This window comes from Pseudomonas sp. G5(2012) (assembly GCF_000408945.1).
In the GTDB taxonomy this organism is placed as follows: Bacteria; Pseudomonadota; Gammaproteobacteria; order Pseudomonadales; family Pseudomonadaceae; genus Aquipseudomonas; species Aquipseudomonas umsongensis.
This window is the reverse complement of record NZ_APIO01000002.1, coordinates 1-16214: the sequence shown is the minus strand read 5'-3', so window position 1 is coordinate 16214 and position 16214 is coordinate 1. Positions and strand designations below refer to the sequence as shown.

Below are 16214 nucleotides of genomic sequence, written 5' to 3'. Positions count from 1 at the left end.
GGCGTCCTGCCGGTTTACCCACTGCGCAATGCCTGCGTTCGGCCATCGTGGTTAACGGGGCGCCCACAATCAAAAACAAAAGCGAGGCGGCCTTAAAGCCGACCTGACTTCAAGCGAACACGTACCCCTGTAGGAGCGATGCTTGCTCGCGATGGACGTCAACGATAACGCGCCCTGTCTGGATGAGCGCGTTGTCTGGACGTTCATCGCGAGCAGGCTCGCTCCTACAATTGGATCGGGGGCAAATCTGCGATCAGGCCACAGCCCGCACACCTGCACCTTTCCCCTCCGCCTGCACATCATGCAGGGAGATCCGTGACGTCTCCGGCAACGCGAGCCCGCCTGCCAACGCCAGCAAGGCAATCGCGATCAGGTAAAACGCCGGCGACAGGTTGCTGCCGGTGGTGCTGATCAACCACGTCGCCACCAACGGGGCCGTCCCGCCGAAAATCGTATACGCCATGTTGTACGTGATGGCCGAGGCGGTGTAGCGAGTTCGGGTGGGGAAGGTTTCCGAGAGCAAGGCCGCCGTGACCACGCCACACAACACCGCGCCAACGGCGAGGAGCATGACGCCTGCGACCGACGCTGCGAACGAGCCGGAGCTGGCCATCAGGAACGATGGATACACGGCCACGATCAACAGGGCGCACGCCGTCATCACCGTCATCCGGCGCCCGACCCGGTCCGAATACAGTCCGGCCAACGGGCAGATTGCCGCTGCGAACAGCAAGGCAATCAACGACACCAGCAACGCCGTTGCGCGACTCAGGCCCCCCGCGACCTGCAGGTAGGTCGCAAAGTAGGTGGTGAACATATAGAACGACAGCGCCGTGAGCGACACGAAGGCGCCCAGGCAGCAGATGGCCGCGCCATGGTTGCGCAAGGTGTCCTTGAGTGGGGAATGGGCGACCGCATGTTCCTGGGTCACCGCCTGGAATGCCGGTGTCTCATCGAGCTTCCAGCGCAGGTAAAGACCCACCAGGCCCAGCGGTGCGGCAATCAGGAACGGCAGGCGCCAGCCCCAACTGCCCATCGCTTCAGCCGATAACGATGCCTCGAGCGCGTAAGCCACCACGGCGGCGGCGGCGAAGGCGGAAAATGTCGACACTGGAATGAAGCTGCCGTACCAGGCGCGTTTATCACTCGGCGCATGCTCCATCAGGTAAGCACAGGCACCTGCGTATTCCCCGCCGGCGGAGAAACCCTGGGCGCAACGGATCAGCGAAAGAAGGATCGGCGCCGTGACCCCGATGGCGGCATAAGTGGGCAATACACCGATCAAGGTCGTCGCACCGGCCATCAGCAGAATCGTCATCGCCAGGGTGCGCTTGCGCCCGATCCGGTCTCCCAGCATGCCGAAGAAAATCCCCCCAAGGGGCCGGAACGCAAACGCCACGGCGAATACCGCAAAGGTCTTGAGCAGCGCGGCACTGGCATCGCCGCTGGGGAAAAACTGCTGGGCGATGGTCGTGGCCAGGAAGCCGTAGACGGCGAAGTCGAACCATTCCACGAAATTGCCGATGCCGGCAGCCACGATCACTCTTCTCAGTGTTTTCGGGCTGACTTGTTCCGTTGTTGTGCTCGTCATGCTTGACCTCGACAGTTCGTCAGTAAGCTATCGATTATCGAGGCAGGCGCTAAAGCTGTTCACTTCAAAAGTGTCATCCACGTAGTCAGTACCGACTTCGCCCGCATCAAGTGTTCGAAAGGTTGGGCATCACTGCATGGCCTCAATGGATCCATTAATCTGCATTTATCTGTAAAAAGCTTGACTGTTGTCGGTTTTATTCGATTCAATGGATCCATAAAAACAAGCCTGTCCCGGAGAACCCTATGTATCCGAAAAACACCTGGTACGTCGCCTGCACCCCCGACGAGATTGCTTCCAAGCCCCTGGGGCGGCAAATATGCGGTGAGAAAATCGTCTTCTATCGCGGCCATGAAGGGCGCGTTGCTGCCGTCGAGGATTTTTGCCCCCATCGTGGTGCGCCTCTTTCGCTGGGTTATGTCGAAAATGGCAACCTGGTCTGTGGCTACCACGGACTGGTGATGGGCTGTGACGGCAAGACCGTCGAAATGCCAGGCCAGCGCGTACGCGGCTTTCCGTGCAACAAGACTTACGCGGTGCAAGAGCGTTACGGTTTCATCTGGGTCTGGCCCGGGGAGCAGGACAAGGCTGATCCTGCGTTGATCCATCATCTGGAGTGGGCGGTCAGCGATGAGTGGGCCTACGGCGGTGGGCTGTTCCACATCAATTGCGACTATCGCCTGATGATCGACAACCTGATGGACCTCACCCACGAAACCTACGTGCACGCCTCGAGCATCGGCCAGAAAGAGATTGATGAAGCGGCGCCGGTCACCACCGTCCAGGGTGACGAGGTGGTCACTGCGCGGCACATGGAAAACATCATGGCACCGCCGTTCTGGCGCATGGCCCTGCGTGGCAATAACCTGGCCGACGACGTGCCGGTAGACCGTTGGCAGATCTGCCGCTTCACACCACCCAGTCATGTCCTGATCGAGGTCGGCGTGGCCCACGCCGGCAAGGGCGGTTACGACGCCGAGCCGCAACACAAGGCCGCGAGCATCGTGGTCGACTTCATTACGCCGGAAACCGAGACGTCGATCTGGTACTTCTGGGGCATGGCGCGCAATTTCAATCCCCACGACGAAGCCCTCACCGCCACCATCCGCGAGGGCCAGGGGAAGATTTTCAGCGAAGACCTCGACATGCTCGAACAGCAGCAGAAAAACCTGCTGGCCAATCCCGAGCGCAACTTGCTCAAGCTCAATATCGATGCCGGTGGCGTGCAATCCCGGCGCGTGCTGGAACGCCTCATTGCCCGTGAGCGAGCGCCGGCTGCCGAGCTGATTGCCGCGGTCAAATAGCCAAGGGCAGCGCCCTTGGGCGCTACGCCAGTCCACCCCCATAGATCCTGTTCGCGGCCACTGCGGTGGCCGGCCTTGAAGGTGCGCCATGATTGAAGTCGTCGTGACATCCCGCAACAACGAAGCCCTGGATATCTGCAGCTACGAGTTGGCCTGCGCGCAAGGCGGGGCATTGCCCGGCTTCAGTGCCGGGGCCCATATCGACGTGCACCTGCCCGGCGGATTGATTCGCCAGTACTCACTGTGCAATCACCCGCAAGAGCGCCATCGCTACCTGATCGGCGTGCTCAAGGACGCCGGCTCGCGCGGTGGTTCCCAGAGCCTGCACGAGCAAATCAACAGTGGCGATCGGCTGCTCATCAGTGAACCGCGCAACCTGTTTCCGCTGGTCGTCGAGGGGCGGCGCAGCCTGTTGTTCGCAGGTGGCATCGGCATCACCCCGATTCTGTGCATGGCCGAGGAACTGGCCCACAGCGGCGCCGATTTCGAGTTGCATTACTGTGCGCGTTCCAGTGAGCGTGCGGCTTTTGTCGAGCGACTCAAAGGCGCTTCCTTTGCTGATCGCGTGCACCTGCATTTCGATGAACAGGCCGATTCGCGCCTGGACGCCGCCAGGGTGCTGGCCAATCCGGGGCCTGACGTGCACCTGTATGTGTGCGGCCCTTCAGGTTTCATGCAGCATGTGCTCGACAGCGCCAGGGGCCAGGGCTGGAGCGAGGGGCAATTGCACCGTGAATACTTCGCCGCAGCGCCGGTGGACACCGCTGCCGATGGGGCATTCCAGGTCAAGCTGGGCAGTAGCGGGCAGGTGTTTGACATTCCGGCGGACAAGACGGTGGTCCAGGTGCTGGAGAGTCACGGTGTCGAGATTGCGCTTTCCTGTGAGCAGGGTATCTGCGGAACCTGCCTGACCCGTGTGCTCGAAGGGGTGCCCGATCACCGCGACCTGTTCCTGACCGAGGAAGAGCAGGCGGCCAATGATCAGTTCACGCCCTGCTGTTCGAGGGCCCGCTCAGCACTGTTGGTGCTGGATCTCTAAGCGAGCCGATCATTCGCCGCGCGAGATCACCTTCACCCGCTCGCCATGGCTGATTGCGCCGAAGACCTCGGCGTAACGCAGCGTCGCATTGGCGTGTTCACGCATGATGGCTTCAGCGCGTGCGCCCTGGCGACTGACCAGCGCGTCGAACACCGAGTGGTGTTGCATGTGCGCAAAGTTGAAGCGCCGGTATTCGCGCGCCATGTCTTCACGATCGATCGCCAGCGCCGACACTGAAGCGAAGGGGCGATGGTCGTTGCGCGCCAGGGCTTCGGCAATGGCCGGGTTGGCGCTGCTTTCGACGATGACCTGGTGAAAACGCATGTTGAGGTCATGGAACGCCTCAAGGTCTTCTTCTGTCACGTAGCCTTTGTCGAACAGTGCATCGCCTTGCACCAGGCATTCACGCAGCGCCGCCTGCGCCTGTTCGCTCAAGCCGCGTTCGGCGCTCTGGCGCGCCGCCAGGCCCTCCAGCACCCCGCGCACCTCCACGGCACCGGCGATATCGTCGGCACTGACCGAGCGTACCTGATAGCCCCGACCGCCATGGCGCACCAGCAAGCCTTCCTGTTCAAGGGTCACGAAGGCCATGCGCACCGGCATCCGCGAGACGCCGAAACGTTCCGCCGTCGGAATCTCCATCAGCCGTTCGCCGGCTGCCAGTTCGCCCGAAGCGATCATTTTGCGCAGTGCGACCAGCACCATTTGACCCGGTTTGCTCATGCAGGCGACTTCCAGAGGTTGGTTCGCCATAGTAACGCAAGGAGGGGACGGATGCAGGGGCGACAAGCGCCCCTGGGGGGAGGGTCAGAGGGACAGTGGGTAGCTGACGATCACGCGGGTCTGATCGAAATCGCTGTTGAAACTGCGACGGTTGGTGGCGTTGTTGACCCGCACGCTGAGGTTTTTCAGTGGGCCACTTTGCAGGGTGTAGCTGACCTCGGTGTCACGTTCCCATTCCTTGCCGTTGCTGCCGGCCTTGGTGGTGGCGTTCTCGCCGTGGCCGTAGCGGGTCATGAGCAATAGGCCGGGGAGGCCGACGGCGGCGAAGTTGTAGTCATAGCGAGCCTGCCAGGAACGCTCATCGGCGTTACTGAAGTTGCCATTGAACATGTCATTGCCCAGGGTGCGGCCGCTACTGCCATACACGGACATCCAGGCGGTATCGCCGCTGACCTTTTGCAGCCCCAGGTACAGGGTATGGCCACCCAGGTTGGCCGAGAACAGCCCGTAGGCGGTATGGCTTTGCACGTTACCGATCAGGGCGCTGCCGTCATCCTTGTCGACGAAATAGCCCAGGTTCGCGCCGAGGGTCCAGTCGCCGAACTTCTGTTTATGCAGCAGGTTCAAATAGCTTTGCTGGTAGATGTCTTCGAGTTGCGAATGCCAGGCGCCGATCAGGGTCTGTTGTTCATTGAAGCGGTATTCGGCGCCGGCATAGTTAAAACCGTCCGACATGACGGTAGGCGCCGCCCAGGCCGAAAGGTCCTGCATGTTCGACGAATTGCGCAGGCTCACGGCGGTGTATCGACCTGCCTGCAGGTTCAGGCCAGGGAGCTCGCGGGACACCAGCATGCTGCCTTGGAAGGTCTGTGGCAGCAGGCGACCGTCATCGTAGCGCAGCAGCGGAACGTCGGGCATCAGTTCGCCCAGCATCAGCTCCGTCTCGGACAAACGCATCTTTGCCGCCACCCCGGCGCGCCCGTAGTTGTCGGCGGAGTGACCATCGTCGTGCACCGGCAGCAGCTCCGAACCGCTGCGCTGAGGGCCGCTGTCGAGCTTGACGCCAAGCATCGCGATACCGTCCAGGCCAAAGCCGATAACGCCAGGGGTGTAGCCGGAACTGAACTTGAGGATCGCGCCCTGGGCCCATTCTTCGATCTTGCTCTTGCTGGCGCCGGGATCGTTGAAGTCACGATTGAAGTAGTAGTTTCGCAGCGTCAGGCTGGTCTTGGAGTCTTTGAAAAAGCCGCCGCTCTCGGCTTGTGCCGGAGGTAAAAGGGCAAGCGCCATTGCACCGCCGAGCAGAGCCCGGGGAGGGAGAGAAAGGTAAGTCATTATTGTTGTTTTCCTGGAGGTGTAGTCGGCAGCGAGGGCAGGGCCTCGCTACCTCTTTTTTGTATCGGCTCAGGCCTGGCTGAGTGCGCTGCCCGGTTGTGCCTGGACCTTGGGCCGCAGTTGCAGCAACACGACGGCGGCCATCACGAACACCACGGCAAACACCCCATACAGGTGCAGTGGCTGCCAACCGCTGTCGAGCAACAGGCCGGCGACAGTAGGCGAAAGGATGGCGCCGATGCGGCCGATACCGATGCCCCAACCGACCCCTGTGGTTCGCACCGAAGCGTCGTAGACAATCGGTGACAGTGCGTACAAACCTGCCACGCAACCGTTGGAGAACAGCCCGATCAACAGGCCCAGGCCGAGTGCCATCGATACCGATGAAGCGGAGCCGACGAACAGCACCAACAGCCCTGCGGTGATCAGCATGAACAGCGACAGCACCCGGGTCAGCCGCCAGCGCGAGGCCAGGCCGCCAATCAGCGCGGCGCCGAAGATGCCGCCGACGCTCAACAGCACGCCGCCGCTGATGCCTTGTTGTGCCGATAGACCTGCCGAGACCAGCAGCTTCGGCGTCCAGCTCATCACGAAGTAGAAGCCGAACATCACCAGGAAGAACAGCAACCAGATCAGCAGGGTGGTGCGCCGTGAATCAGGCGAGAGCAACTGCGCAAGGCGCCCTCTGCCTGAAATCGGCGCAGAGAGGGCGACAGGTAGTTCGTTCAGTGCTGGCTGGCCGAGGCGAGCGGCCAGTCGGTTGATGCGCACCAACGCGTTTGCCGGGCGGCGGGCAATCAGGAAGTCCAGCGATTCTGGCAAGTACAGCAGCACCAGGGGAATCACCGCCAGGGTCACGGCGCCCCCGAACAGGAACACCGAACGCCAGCCAAAGTGCGTCAGCAACCACACCGACAACAGCCCGCCCAAGGTCGCACCCAAGGCATACCCGGTCGATTGCAGGCTCACCGCCAGCCCGCGCCAGCGCTTGTTGGCGTATTCACTGGCAATCACGTTGCTGCTGGCCAGGATCCCGCCGATACCCAGGCCGGTCAGCCCACGCAACAGCGCCAGTTGCAGCGGCGTCTGGCTCAGGGCCGACAGCAGCATGCCAGCCCCCGAGAGCAGCAGGCACAGCAGAATCAGTGGCCGGCGACCATAGCGATCAGCCCATGGCGCGATGAACAGAGAACCTGCTGCCATGCCAAACAGTCCGGCACTCAACAACAGCCCGATCTGCGCGCCGTTCAACGCCCATTCGGCGGACACGGAAGAGGCCGTGAAGGCCATCACCAGCACGTCGAACCCATCGATCATGTTCAGGACAATACAGATGCCCACGGCCAACCATTGGAAGTGAGCCATGGGACGTTCATCTACCACGCTCTTGAGATCGACACTCATGGCTGCCCCTCGAGAAGAGGCTGGGTAAAGGCAAAGCGAGAAAGGCACGCGTTGGTGGGTGCAAGCCGAAGCTTGAGCCCGATTGAGAAGTCATTCATCCCGACACCCTTGTTATTTTTATGAGCGGGCAGGCGCTGTACCTGACACCGTGCAGTGCCAGTCAATCAAGATATGGATCCATTGAAAAGTGGGTTTGACTGGATTTTTATCGAGATGTTTTTATTTTTTGAATAAATCACATAAAAATCAATGAGTTAATATGATTTATAAACTGTTCGATTATCGGTCATCTTCATTGGTTTTTATTAAGGGATCCATTGATGGCGGATGCGAAGCTGTCGGTTGCAGAGCATGTCCGGCCACAACAGCTATTTCTCCTGCGACTTCATTTCCGTTCTTATTTGCGTCTCAGGCCCGAAAAACTGATTGGGATCATCGGCCTTCTCCAGGTCAACCCAGGCTCGGCAAATGCAATGGGAGAATTGTTCCCGCACCTTTTCGGTGTCTTGCCAGTCCATGGGTGATGCCTGGGTTTTCTGTCCCTCGACTGTTTTATAGCAGACGCAATTGTCGAGTCGGGTGACGCCGTTATCGCTCTGGCAAGCAGTGGTAAGCAAAGAGATCGCGATGAGCATGACGATGCGTTTCATTGGCTCCTCTCCGAGGCTGTTGTGAAGGGCCGGACCTGAATGGACCGCCCCACAGTAGAAGAAGCTTAGCTGTCATTTTCCATCGCTCCATCCACTGCCAGCCTTTGGTAGCGGCCCCTTTAACTCACGGATTTCGAGGAAGCTCTGGCGAGGCTACGCTGGCTCTCAGCGCCTTGGCGACTTGGGTTTGAATCTCGTAGGCAGGTGCCTCGACGGCGTTGTAGTCACGGGTGTAGCGAGTGGCAAACTCGCTGACGCCCCATTGCTGGTACTGCTGCACGTGCTTCAACTCATGGGCCCATAACGCGACGTTGTTCAGTGCATCGTCCTGGCTGCGAAAGACGATGATGTCGACAAGGGTGACGGCATTGACATCGGGGTTCTGCAGCATGGTGTTCGCGGCGTTGAGCTCTTCGTCATCGCCGATCTTGTAGCGGGCCGAGTCGAGCACCTGTATGTCGTAGTAGGGTTCAAGCTGGGCGCGAATATTCAGCGGGATGGTTTGAACATTGCCGGTTGCCGCGGTGTTGCGCGATTGAACAATCCAGCTCTGTAATCCTGCGGCCGCTATCTGGTTCATGTTTTCGAAGAGCTCCCCGTTGTCCTCCCTGGAACCTGGAGCACAAAAACAGGCAACCACACACACCTGGTACTGACCTTGCGGGCAGGCGAGAGCCGTAGACGAAGTGCCAACGCACCAGAGTGGAATCGCCAGGCGCAAGGCTTGACGTAGAAAGACGGCTGACAATGGGGACTCCCGCAGGCAGTTATTTGGGCAGGAGCATGCTGTCCTGCCACGAATTCGACCGTTGTTACTGCGTTCGATTCCCTTGATCCACGGTTTTTTCGTACCATTGCCCGCAAAAATACGAATGAGAACGCCTATCAAAAGCTATTGATACGGTATACCATGCGCCGCGAAATTATTGGCATGTATGCCGTCCCATTTGGCTATTCTCTCAAGGCTTCCTAGATGCGTCGTACCCTGCTGTCTATCTGTGTGCTCCAGGCGTTTTCCACTTCCACCTGGGCTGAGCCAGCGACAACCGCTGCAACCGGCCTGGAGTTGCAAGCGACCGACATCGTTGGCACCGCGGACCTTGAAACCGCCACGGGGCCAGTGGATGGCTATCGCGCAACCCGCTCTGCCAGCGCAACCCGAACCGACACGGCGATCCACGAAACCCCTCAGTCCATCAGCGTAGTGACCAAGGATGTCGTCGAGGACATCAGTGCCACAAGGTTGCAGGATGCGCTCGATTACGCCGGCGGCGTGGGACGGGCCAACAATTTCGGTGGCCAGGGGCTGACCACCTTCACCGTGCGTGGCTTTACCACCGGTGAGTTCTATCGCAACGGCTTCCCGATCAACCGTGGTTACCCGAATATGCCGGATGCGAACACCATCGAGCGGCTTGAGGTATTGCGCGGCCCTGCGACTACGCTTTACGGCCGGGGCGATCCCGGCGGTACGTTCAACGTGGTCTCCAAGCAACCGCTGGCCGAACGCACCGTCACGCTGGGCAGCCAGCTCGATGATCAGGGAATGAAGCGTGGCACCCTGGACGCCTCGGGCCCGCTCGACGAAGAGGGTCGCCTGGCCTATCGCCTGAACGTGGTGGGCGAGGGCGGTGACACCTTCCGCGATCACGTGGAAACCGAACGCTATGGCGTGACGCCGGTTATTTCGTGGCAGGCCAACGATGACACCAAGGTGATCTTCGAAGGCGATTTCATGCGCAACAATCACCCGCTGGATCGCGGCCTGACGCGCTATCCGAATCAGATTGGCACCGCGTCGCGCGACACGTTTTTCGGTGAAAAAGACGTTGGCAAGTTGCACAACGACAACAACATGGCCCAGTTGCGTTTCGAGCACTTCCTGAATGACGACTGGACATTGGGCGGTGGCTTCCAGTGGCTCGATGGCACCTTGCAGGGCAATGCCGTTGAAGCCAATGGCGTGGCGGCCGATGGACGCACCCTGGGGCGCAACTTCAACTACCGCAAGCTTGAGTGGACAGACAAGGACACCCAACTCAATCTCACCGGGCATTTCACCGCGCTCGGTTTCGATCACACCTTGCTGACTGGCGTCGAATACGAGGATTACGACTACAAGTCGATCATCCAGCGCTCCAGCGGTGCAGTGAGTGCCTACCCGATCGATATCTTCGACCCGGTGTATGGCCAGCCTCGCCCGGCCCTGACCCGTACGCCGACCGACGACAAGGAAAACCTCAAGACCTACGCCGCCTTCGTCCAGGATCAGGTGGCGTTGACCGAGCGCTTGAAAGTTTTGGCGGGCGCCCGTTTCGAGCGCTTCGAGCATGACTACGAAACCTTCGTGCCGGGGGGCAGGAGCTGGGAAGCGAGCGATAACGCGGTGACGCCGCGTCTCGGCGTGCTGTATGACCTGACCGACACCGTGGCGGTGTATGCCAATACCGCGCGCTCATTCAAGCCCAATAGCGGGGCCAGCCGCGAGGGGGGTGGTTTTGACCCGGAGAAGGGCAAGTCCTATGAGATGGGCATCAAGTGGGAAGCGCTGGATCGCCAGCTGAGTGTGGACGCGGCGATCTACCAGATTGAAAAACGCAATGTCCTGACCACCGACCCCGTGGACTCGACCTTCAGCGTGGCGGCGGGTGAAGTGCGCAGCCGTGGCTTTGACCTGAACGTGGCTGGCAATGTCACCCCTGAATGGCGGGTGATTGGCGGCTATGCCTATGTCGACGCCGAGGTTACCCAGGACAACGTGATCGAGTCGGGCACCCGGTTGATGAACATTCCCAAGAACAGCTTCAGCCTGCTCAACGTCTACGAGTTCCAGGAGGGCGCGCTCGAGGGGTTGGGGCTGGGCACCGGGCTCAAGTACGTCGATGAGCGTGCGGGGCAAACGGCGAATACGGCGTTTTCGATGGGTAGCTACACCGTCGTCGACCTGCTGGGCTTCTACAAGGTCAACGACAAGGTCAGGCTCAATCTCGATGTGAAGAACCTGTTCGACCGGGATTATGAAGAAGGTGCCTTTGGTAACGTCTATGCCTACCCGGGTGCGCCGAGGACGGTTCAGGTCGGTATTTCCTACACCTTATAGCTTGATGTGATGTAGCTCGGTGGGATGTAGCACGTTCACTCGCCCGCCGCGTTGCAGGGCGGGTGAGTGAGCGGGGTCAAGGCTTCTTGCCTTGGGTCTTCTTCAGCCCTTTCAAACGGACATTCGCCCTTTGCACGGCGGCCATTTTTTCCGGCCGCTTCATGCGTTTCCACTTCCTGATGTCTTCCTTGCTACGCCCGCAGCTCACGCACAGGTCGCCGCTCAACTGGCACACGGAAATGCAGGGATTGTCGATATCCTTGGCCATCTTCAATGCCCCCTGGTCACGTCTGATCGTGCCAGGCGTTTCTGCCAATCGCCACCATGGCTGAGTTGGCACTCCTCCTCAGAGTCGAATCGGACAATGCGCGCTGAAGGCTCCAGATCGATATTGGCCTCGTGCAGTGCGATGGCCGTCAGCTCAAGAATCCGCGCTTTCGAGCTAACCTCTGCGAGTTTTTTGTCGGCCAGCGTTTCGAACACCCAGGTCACCCTCAGCGTTTGGGCAAGGGCGTTCAAGCCAGCCGTATGGGTGAGCCAGGTAAAGCCTTTGATCTCGGATTTTGCTGTTTCGCAGGCATCGGTCAGCGTTGTGATCAAACGGCGCTCGAGCCGTGCAAGTTCACGTTTGCCCATGGGCATGGGGGGCTCCTTTGGAGATAAAAAATGTGTTCTGTGGTGTCTGACAGAACGCCATCGCGAGCAGGCTCGCTCCCACAGTTTTTTGATCACCACCAATCCCCTGTGGGAGCGAGCCTGCTCGCGAAGAGGCCAACACTACCGATACAAAACTGTCAGGCAACAAAAAGCCCCACCAGGCTCAACACCTGATGGGGCTTAGATGAAGCTGAAGGCTACTAAGCCACATTCATCGTCTTGTGCGTATCAATCAAATGCTGCACCACCCCCGGATCGGCCAGGGTGGAGATATCGCCCAGGCCATCGTACTCAGCGGTAGCAATCTTGCGCAAAATCCGCCGCATGATCTTCCCCGAGCGGGTCTTCGGCAGCCCCGGTGCCCACTGGATGACATCCGGCGAGGCAATCGGGCCGATCTCCTTGCGCACCCAGTTCTTCAGTTCCAGGCGCAATTGCTCGCTGGTCTCCTCGCCCGCGTTCAGGGTGACGTAGACATAAATGCCCTGGCCCTTGATGTCGTGCGGCACACCGACCACCGCCGCTTCGGCGACTTTCGGGTGGGCGACCATCGCGCTTTCGATCTCGGCGGTGCCCATGCGGTGGCCGGACACGTTGAGCACGTCGTCGACGCGGCCGGTGATCCAGTAGTAACCATCGGCATCGCGACGGGCGCCGTCACCGGTGAAGTACATGCCACGGAAGGTCTTGAAGTAAGTGTCGACGAAACGGTCGTGATCGCCATACAGCGTACGCGCCTGGCCTGGCCACGAATCGAGAATCACCAGGTTGCCTTCGGCCTCGCCCTCGATGATGTTGCCCAGGTTGTCCACCAGGGCCGGCACCACGCCGAAGAACGGCCGCGCCGCGGAACCCGGCTTCAAGGCATGGGCGCCGGGCAGCGGGCTCATCAGGGTGGCGCCGGTCTCGGTCTGCCACCAGGTGTCGACGATCGGGCAACGGGATTGGCCGACGTTCTTGTAGTACCAGTCCCAGGCTTCCGGGTTGATCGGCTCACCCACAGAACCCAACAGGCGCAGGCTGCTGCCATCGGCGCCTTCGACGGCGGCCGTGCCCGCCGCCATCATTGCGCGAATCGCGGTCGGCGCGGTGTAGAGGATGTTGACCTTATGCTTGTCGACGATCTTCGCCACCCGGGTGATGTCCGGGTAGTTCGGCACGCCTTCGAACAACAAGGTGGTCGCGCCGTTGGCCAGCGGGCCGTAGACAATGTAGGTGTGGCCGGTGACCCAGCCGACGTCGGCGGTGCACCAGTAGATTTCACCCGGGCGGTAGTCGAACACGCGCTCGTGGGTCATGGCCGCGTACAACAGGTAGCCGCCGGTGGTGTGCTGCACGCCCTTGGGCTTGCCGGTGGAGCCGGAGGTGTAGAGGATGAACAGCGCTTCCTCGGCGCCCATCTCTTTCGGCGCGCACACGGTGCCCGCCACTTTCATCAGGTCTTCGTACCAGATGTCGCGGTGCTGGTTCCACTTGATGTCGCCACCGGTGCGCTGGCACACGATGACTTTCTGGATGCTGCTGGTTTCCGGGTTGGTCAGGGCGTCGTCGACGTTGGCCTTGAGCGGGATCTTCTTGCCGGCACGGATGCCTTCGTCGGCGGTGATCACCACCTTGGATTTGCAGTCGATGATGCGACCGGCCAGGGCCTCCGGCGAGAAACCGCCGAACACCACCGAGTGAATCGCGCCGATGCGGGTGCAGGCCAGCATGGCGACCACGGCTTCGGGGATCATCGGCATGTAGATGGTCACCACGTCGCCGCGGTGCACGTCCTGGCCACGCAGGGCGTTGGCGAACTTGCAGACTTGTTCGTGCAGTTCGCGGTAGGTGATTTTCCGGCTTTCGGAAGGGTCATCGCCTTCCCAGATGATCGCGACCTGGTCACCGCGTTCGGCCAGGTGACGATCGAGGCAGTTGTAGGAAACGTTGAGGGTGCCGTCGGCGAACCACTTGATGTCGACATGGTGATCGTCGAAGGACGTCTGCTTCACCGTGGTGAAAGGCTTGATCCAGTCGAGGCGCTTGGCTTGCTCGCGCCAGAAGCCGTCCGGGTTGACGACTGACTGCTGGTACATGGCCTTGTAGGTCGCCTCGTCGGTCAGGGTGTTGGCCAGAACCTCGGGACGAACGGGATACAGGGAAGCCGCACTCATCTTTCTTACCTCGGTGGAATAGTTGTTTTTGTGATCTGAAATTGTGTTGCTGTGCACTTCAAATCCTGAAGCGGCTGAGCAGTCTGTGCTGCTCGCCTACCTGTTCCCCCATCACGGAACATTGGCGGACCTGCTTGGCGGCACTGCCGGTGACTTCGAGGCTGATGTCGCGGATGTTGGACGTATTGCGATTGATTTCCTCGGTCGTGGCGCTCTGTTCTTCAGCCGCCGCGGCGATTTGCAGGTTCATGTCATTGATGCGGTAAATGGCTTCACGGATGCGCTCAAGGGTTTCATTCGCCGCGTTGGCATCCAGGGCGGTCTTGCTGGCGGTGTCGCGGCTTTGCTGCATGCGCACCTGGGCGTGTTTCACCCCCGATTGCAGCTGGTCGATCATCTGGCGTATTTCCTGGGTGGATTGCTGGGTGCGCGAGGCCAGGGAGCGCACCTCATCGGCAACCACGGCGAACCCGCGTCCCGATTCGCCAGCACGTGCCGCCTCGATGGCCGCATTGAGCGCGAGAAGGTTGGTTTGATCGGCGATGCTGGTGATGACCGCGACAATCGACTCGATGCCTTGACTGAGCGTGGACAATTCATTGATGGCCTGGCCGGTGTCGTCCATCTCCTCGGCCAAACGCTTGATAGCCCCTGTTGACCTGGACACCAGGGCGACACCGTCTGCGGTTTGCCCGGTGGCAACGATGGCCGCCTCGGCAGCCGCTTGGGCATTGCGCGCCACGTCCTCGGCGGTCGAGGCCATCTCGGTCATGGCGGTGGCGAGTTGATCCAGTTCCTGCAGCTGAATTTGCACGCGACTGGCGGCCTGGTCCGCTTCAGACGACGTTGTGGTGGTGCTCTCGCGGACATGTCGAGCGCTGTTTTTCACATCGCCAATCAGCGATTTGAGGTTTTGCAGGAACTGGTTGAACTCCCTGGAGACCTGCGCAATTTCATCATTGCCAGACACGGGTAGTTGGTGGGTGAGGTCACCGTCTCCGCGGTTGATGTCTGCCAGTGACGCCTTGAGCCGATCCAGCGGCCAGAGTAGTCGCCGGACCAGCAAGCCCAGGACCAACAGGCTGAGCAGCACACCCAGGCCAGTACCGATCACGGCTCGCCAGCTGAGGATGCGGGCTGCGGCCATGACGATGTCCAGGTCCAGCACCACACCGATGTACCAATCCATGCCCTTGAGATCGGTGAGCGGAATGAAGGACACCAGGAGCGACTTTCCACTGCCGCTGGTTTCTTGAAGTTGACTGGTCAGCGGCAGGGCGCTACCGGCGAAAAGCTGGCTGTAGGGTTGACCATTCAGCCCGGCGTCCGGGTGAGAAATGATGTTGCCACTTTTACTCAGCAGGAACGCGTAACCGGCGCCGCCGAAATCCAGGGTGTTGATGGCATCGGCCACGGTGGTCAGGCGGATGTCACCACCGAATACCCCGAGCGGTTGACCCGCGTCGCTGATCCGGGCCACCGCCGAGATCAGGATTTCGCCGGTGGTGGAGTCCTTGTAGGGTTCGGTCAAGACCGCTTGGCTGCCTGCTTTACCCGTCGCGTACCAAGGGCGGGTGCGACCGTCATAGTCGGGTTTTGGATTCCAGGGTGAAGCGTTCTTGATGGGTTTGCCGTCGGACTCGAGGGCGCCGAATACCAGCTTGAATTCGTCTTTCAAAATGGCTGAGTCGATGATCCTCTGGGTCGCTTGCGCGCTGTACTGACTGTCGATCGCCTGGGCGGCCAGGTCCATCAGATGAAGTTTGCCGTTCAGCCAGTTTTCGATCTGGCGTGCCACGGCGTTGCTCGATTCGCCAATGCTGGCCTCGACCTGGTTACGCAGAATCGTTCGTATCTGCCCTACCTGAACCAGCGACAGGAGGCTGGTCGTCACCAACAGCACAGCAGCAGCCACAAGGCTCACCTTGTAACGGATTTTCATCGAGGATTCACCTGCAGATACGGCGTGATCCTTGTAGGAGCGAGCATGCTCCGGGCGGCGTTCCGACGATGGTCGTCAACGATGACGCGATTAGTCTGGCACCCCGTGGCGTGCTCAGGTTTTTCGCGAGCATGCTCGCTCCTACAAGGGGGTGGTTGTTAGTGCGAAATCAGAAGAAGCCCAGCGGATTGATGTCGTAGCTCACCAGCAGGTTCTTGGTCTGCTGATAGTGGTCGAGCATCATCTTGTGGGTTTCACGGCCGACGCCGGACTTCTTGTAGCCACCGAACGCGGCATGCGCCGGGTACAGGTG

The 16214-nt window shown here is 60.3% G+C and carries 14 protein-coding genes and 1 pseudogene; 3 read left to right on the top strand and 12 right to left on the bottom strand.

The window, feature by feature from the left end; translation table 11 throughout:
- Nucleotides 1–253: 253 nt before the first annotated feature.
- Entirely contained in the window at nucleotides 254–1591 is a 1338-nt protein-coding gene (locus PG5_RS01760) for an MFS transporter (RefSeq protein ID WP_042955208.1), read from the bottom strand.
- A gap of 245 nt (nucleotides 1592–1836) precedes the next feature.
- Between PG5_RS01760 and PG5_RS01755 the strand changes: the two genes are divergently transcribed.
- Together PG5_RS01755 and PG5_RS01750 are read left to right on the top strand one after the other, a co-directional pair.
- Nucleotides 1837–2895, top strand: a complete 1059-nt coding sequence (locus PG5_RS01755; RefSeq protein WP_020795364.1) for an aromatic ring-hydroxylating dioxygenase subunit alpha — start codon at nucleotides 1837–1839, stop codon at nucleotides 2893–2895.
- A gap of 88 nt (nucleotides 2896–2983) precedes the next feature.
- Nucleotides 2984–3934 (top strand): PDR/VanB family oxidoreductase, encoded by a 951-nt coding sequence (locus PG5_RS01750; RefSeq protein ID WP_020795363.1) that lies wholly within the window; start codon nucleotides 2984–2986, stop codon nucleotides 3932–3934.
- A gap of 9 nt (nucleotides 3935–3943) precedes the next feature.
- Here PG5_RS01750 and PG5_RS01745 read toward each other — a convergent pair whose 3' ends face one another.
- The 5 genes from PG5_RS01745 to PG5_RS01725 form a co-directional block, all read right to left on the bottom strand.
- Nucleotides 3944–4657, bottom strand: coding sequence for a GntR family transcriptional regulator (locus PG5_RS01745; protein ID WP_008063900.1), 714 nt, complete (start codon nucleotides 4655–4657; stop codon nucleotides 3944–3946).
- An 84-nt stretch (nucleotides 4658–4741) separates the two neighbouring features.
- Nucleotides 4742–5992, bottom strand: coding sequence for an OprD family porin (locus PG5_RS01740; protein WP_020795362.1), 1251 nt, complete (start codon nucleotides 5990–5992; stop codon nucleotides 4742–4744).
- A gap of 69 nt (nucleotides 5993–6061) precedes the next feature.
- A complete protein-coding gene (locus PG5_RS01735; RefSeq protein WP_020795361.1) occupies nucleotides 6062–7396 on the bottom strand; it encodes an MFS transporter in 1335 nt (444 codons plus the stop codon).
- 368 nt (nucleotides 7397–7764) lie between these two features.
- A complete protein-coding gene (locus tag PG5_RS01730) occupies nucleotides 7765–8046 on the bottom strand; it encodes a hypothetical protein (protein WP_020795360.1) in 282 nt (93 codons plus the stop codon).
- A 124-nt stretch (nucleotides 8047–8170) separates the two neighbouring features.
- Entirely contained in the window at nucleotides 8171–8626 is a 456-nt protein-coding gene (locus tag PG5_RS01725) for a DUF4157 domain-containing protein (RefSeq protein WP_020795359.1), read from the bottom strand.
- A 393-nt stretch (nucleotides 8627–9019) separates the two neighbouring features.
- Here PG5_RS01725 and PG5_RS01720 point away from each other — a divergent pair, with 393 nt between their 5' ends.
- The gene (locus PG5_RS01720; protein WP_020795358.1) at nucleotides 9020–11146 is read left to right on the top strand and encodes a TonB-dependent siderophore receptor; all 2127 of its coding nucleotides are present in this window, start codon (nucleotides 9020–9022) and stop codon (nucleotides 11144–11146) included.
- Nucleotides 11147–11222: 76 nt separating this feature from the next.
- On the opposite strand, the gene PG5_RS01715 is transcribed toward PG5_RS01720, so the two are convergent.
- The 6 genes and pseudogenes from PG5_RS01715 to PG5_RS33100 form a co-directional block, all read right to left on the bottom strand.
- Nucleotides 11223–11414 (bottom strand): DUF1289 domain-containing protein, encoded by a 192-nt coding sequence (locus PG5_RS01715; RefSeq protein WP_020795357.1) that lies wholly within the window; start codon nucleotides 11412–11414, stop codon nucleotides 11223–11225.
- 2 nt (nucleotides 11415–11416) lie between these two features.
- Nucleotides 11417–11788, bottom strand: coding sequence for a hypothetical protein (locus tag PG5_RS01710; RefSeq protein ID WP_020795356.1), 372 nt, complete (start codon nucleotides 11786–11788; stop codon nucleotides 11417–11419).
- A gap of 215 nt (nucleotides 11789–12003) precedes the next feature.
- Nucleotides 12004–13959: an acetate--CoA ligase gene (acs, locus tag PG5_RS01705; RefSeq protein WP_033040724.1), complete on the bottom strand. Its 1956-nt coding sequence runs from the start codon at nucleotides 13957–13959 to the stop codon at nucleotides 12004–12006.
- 58 nt (nucleotides 13960–14017) lie between these two features.
- Nucleotides 14018–14773, bottom strand: a complete 756-nt coding sequence (locus PG5_RS35220) for a methyl-accepting chemotaxis protein (protein ID WP_371106596.1) — start codon at nucleotides 14771–14773, stop codon at nucleotides 14018–14020.
- Nucleotides 14774–14875: 102 nt separating this feature from the next.
- A pseudogene (locus PG5_RS35215) lies at nucleotides 14876–15901 on the bottom strand (cache domain-containing protein); the annotation flags it as partial.
- A gap of 169 nt (nucleotides 15902–16070) precedes the next feature.
- The coding region (locus PG5_RS33100) for an aldehyde dehydrogenase family protein (protein WP_043090689.1) at nucleotides 16071–16214 on the bottom strand (144 nt) is incomplete at its 5' end.

Bases quoted from the DNA above. Each gene is read 5' to 3' on its own strand.
- PG5_RS01760 (WP_042955208.1), bottom strand. From the start codon at position 1,591: ATGACGAGCACAACAACGGAACAAGTCAGCCCGAAAACACTGAGAAGA.
- PG5_RS01755 (WP_020795364.1), top strand. From the start codon at position 1,837: ATGTATCCGAAAAACACCTGGTACGTCGCCTGCACCCCCGACGAGATT.
- PG5_RS01750 (WP_020795363.1), top strand. From the start codon at position 2,984: ATGATTGAAGTCGTCGTGACATCCCGCAACAACGAAGCCCTGGATATC.
- PG5_RS01745 (WP_008063900.1), bottom strand. From the start codon at position 4,657: ATGAGCAAACCGGGTCAAATGGTGCTGGTCGCACTGCGCAAAATGATC.
- PG5_RS01740 (WP_020795362.1), bottom strand. From the start codon at position 5,992: ATGACTTACCTTTCTCTCCCTCCCCGGGCTCTGCTCGGCGGTGCAATG.
- PG5_RS01735 (WP_020795361.1), bottom strand. From the start codon at position 7,396: ATGAGTGTCGATCTCAAGAGCGTGGTAGATGAACGTCCCATGGCTCAC.
- PG5_RS01730 (WP_020795360.1), bottom strand. From the start codon at position 8,046: ATGAAACGCATCGTCATGCTCATCGCGATCTCTTTGCTTACCACTGCT.
- PG5_RS01725 (WP_020795359.1), bottom strand. From the start codon at position 8,626: ATGAACCAGATAGCGGCCGCAGGATTACAGAGCTGGATTGTTCAATCG.
- PG5_RS01720 (WP_020795358.1), top strand. From the start codon at position 9,020: ATGCGTCGTACCCTGCTGTCTATCTGTGTGCTCCAGGCGTTTTCCACT.
- PG5_RS01715 (WP_020795357.1), bottom strand. From the start codon at position 11,414: ATGGCCAAGGATATCGACAATCCCTGCATTTCCGTGTGCCAGTTGAGC.
- PG5_RS01710 (WP_020795356.1), bottom strand. From the start codon at position 11,788: ATGCCCATGGGCAAACGTGAACTTGCACGGCTCGAGCGCCGTTTGATC.
- acs (WP_033040724.1), bottom strand. From the start codon at position 13,959: ATGAGTGCGGCTTCCCTGTATCCCGTTCGTCCCGAGGTTCTGGCCAAC.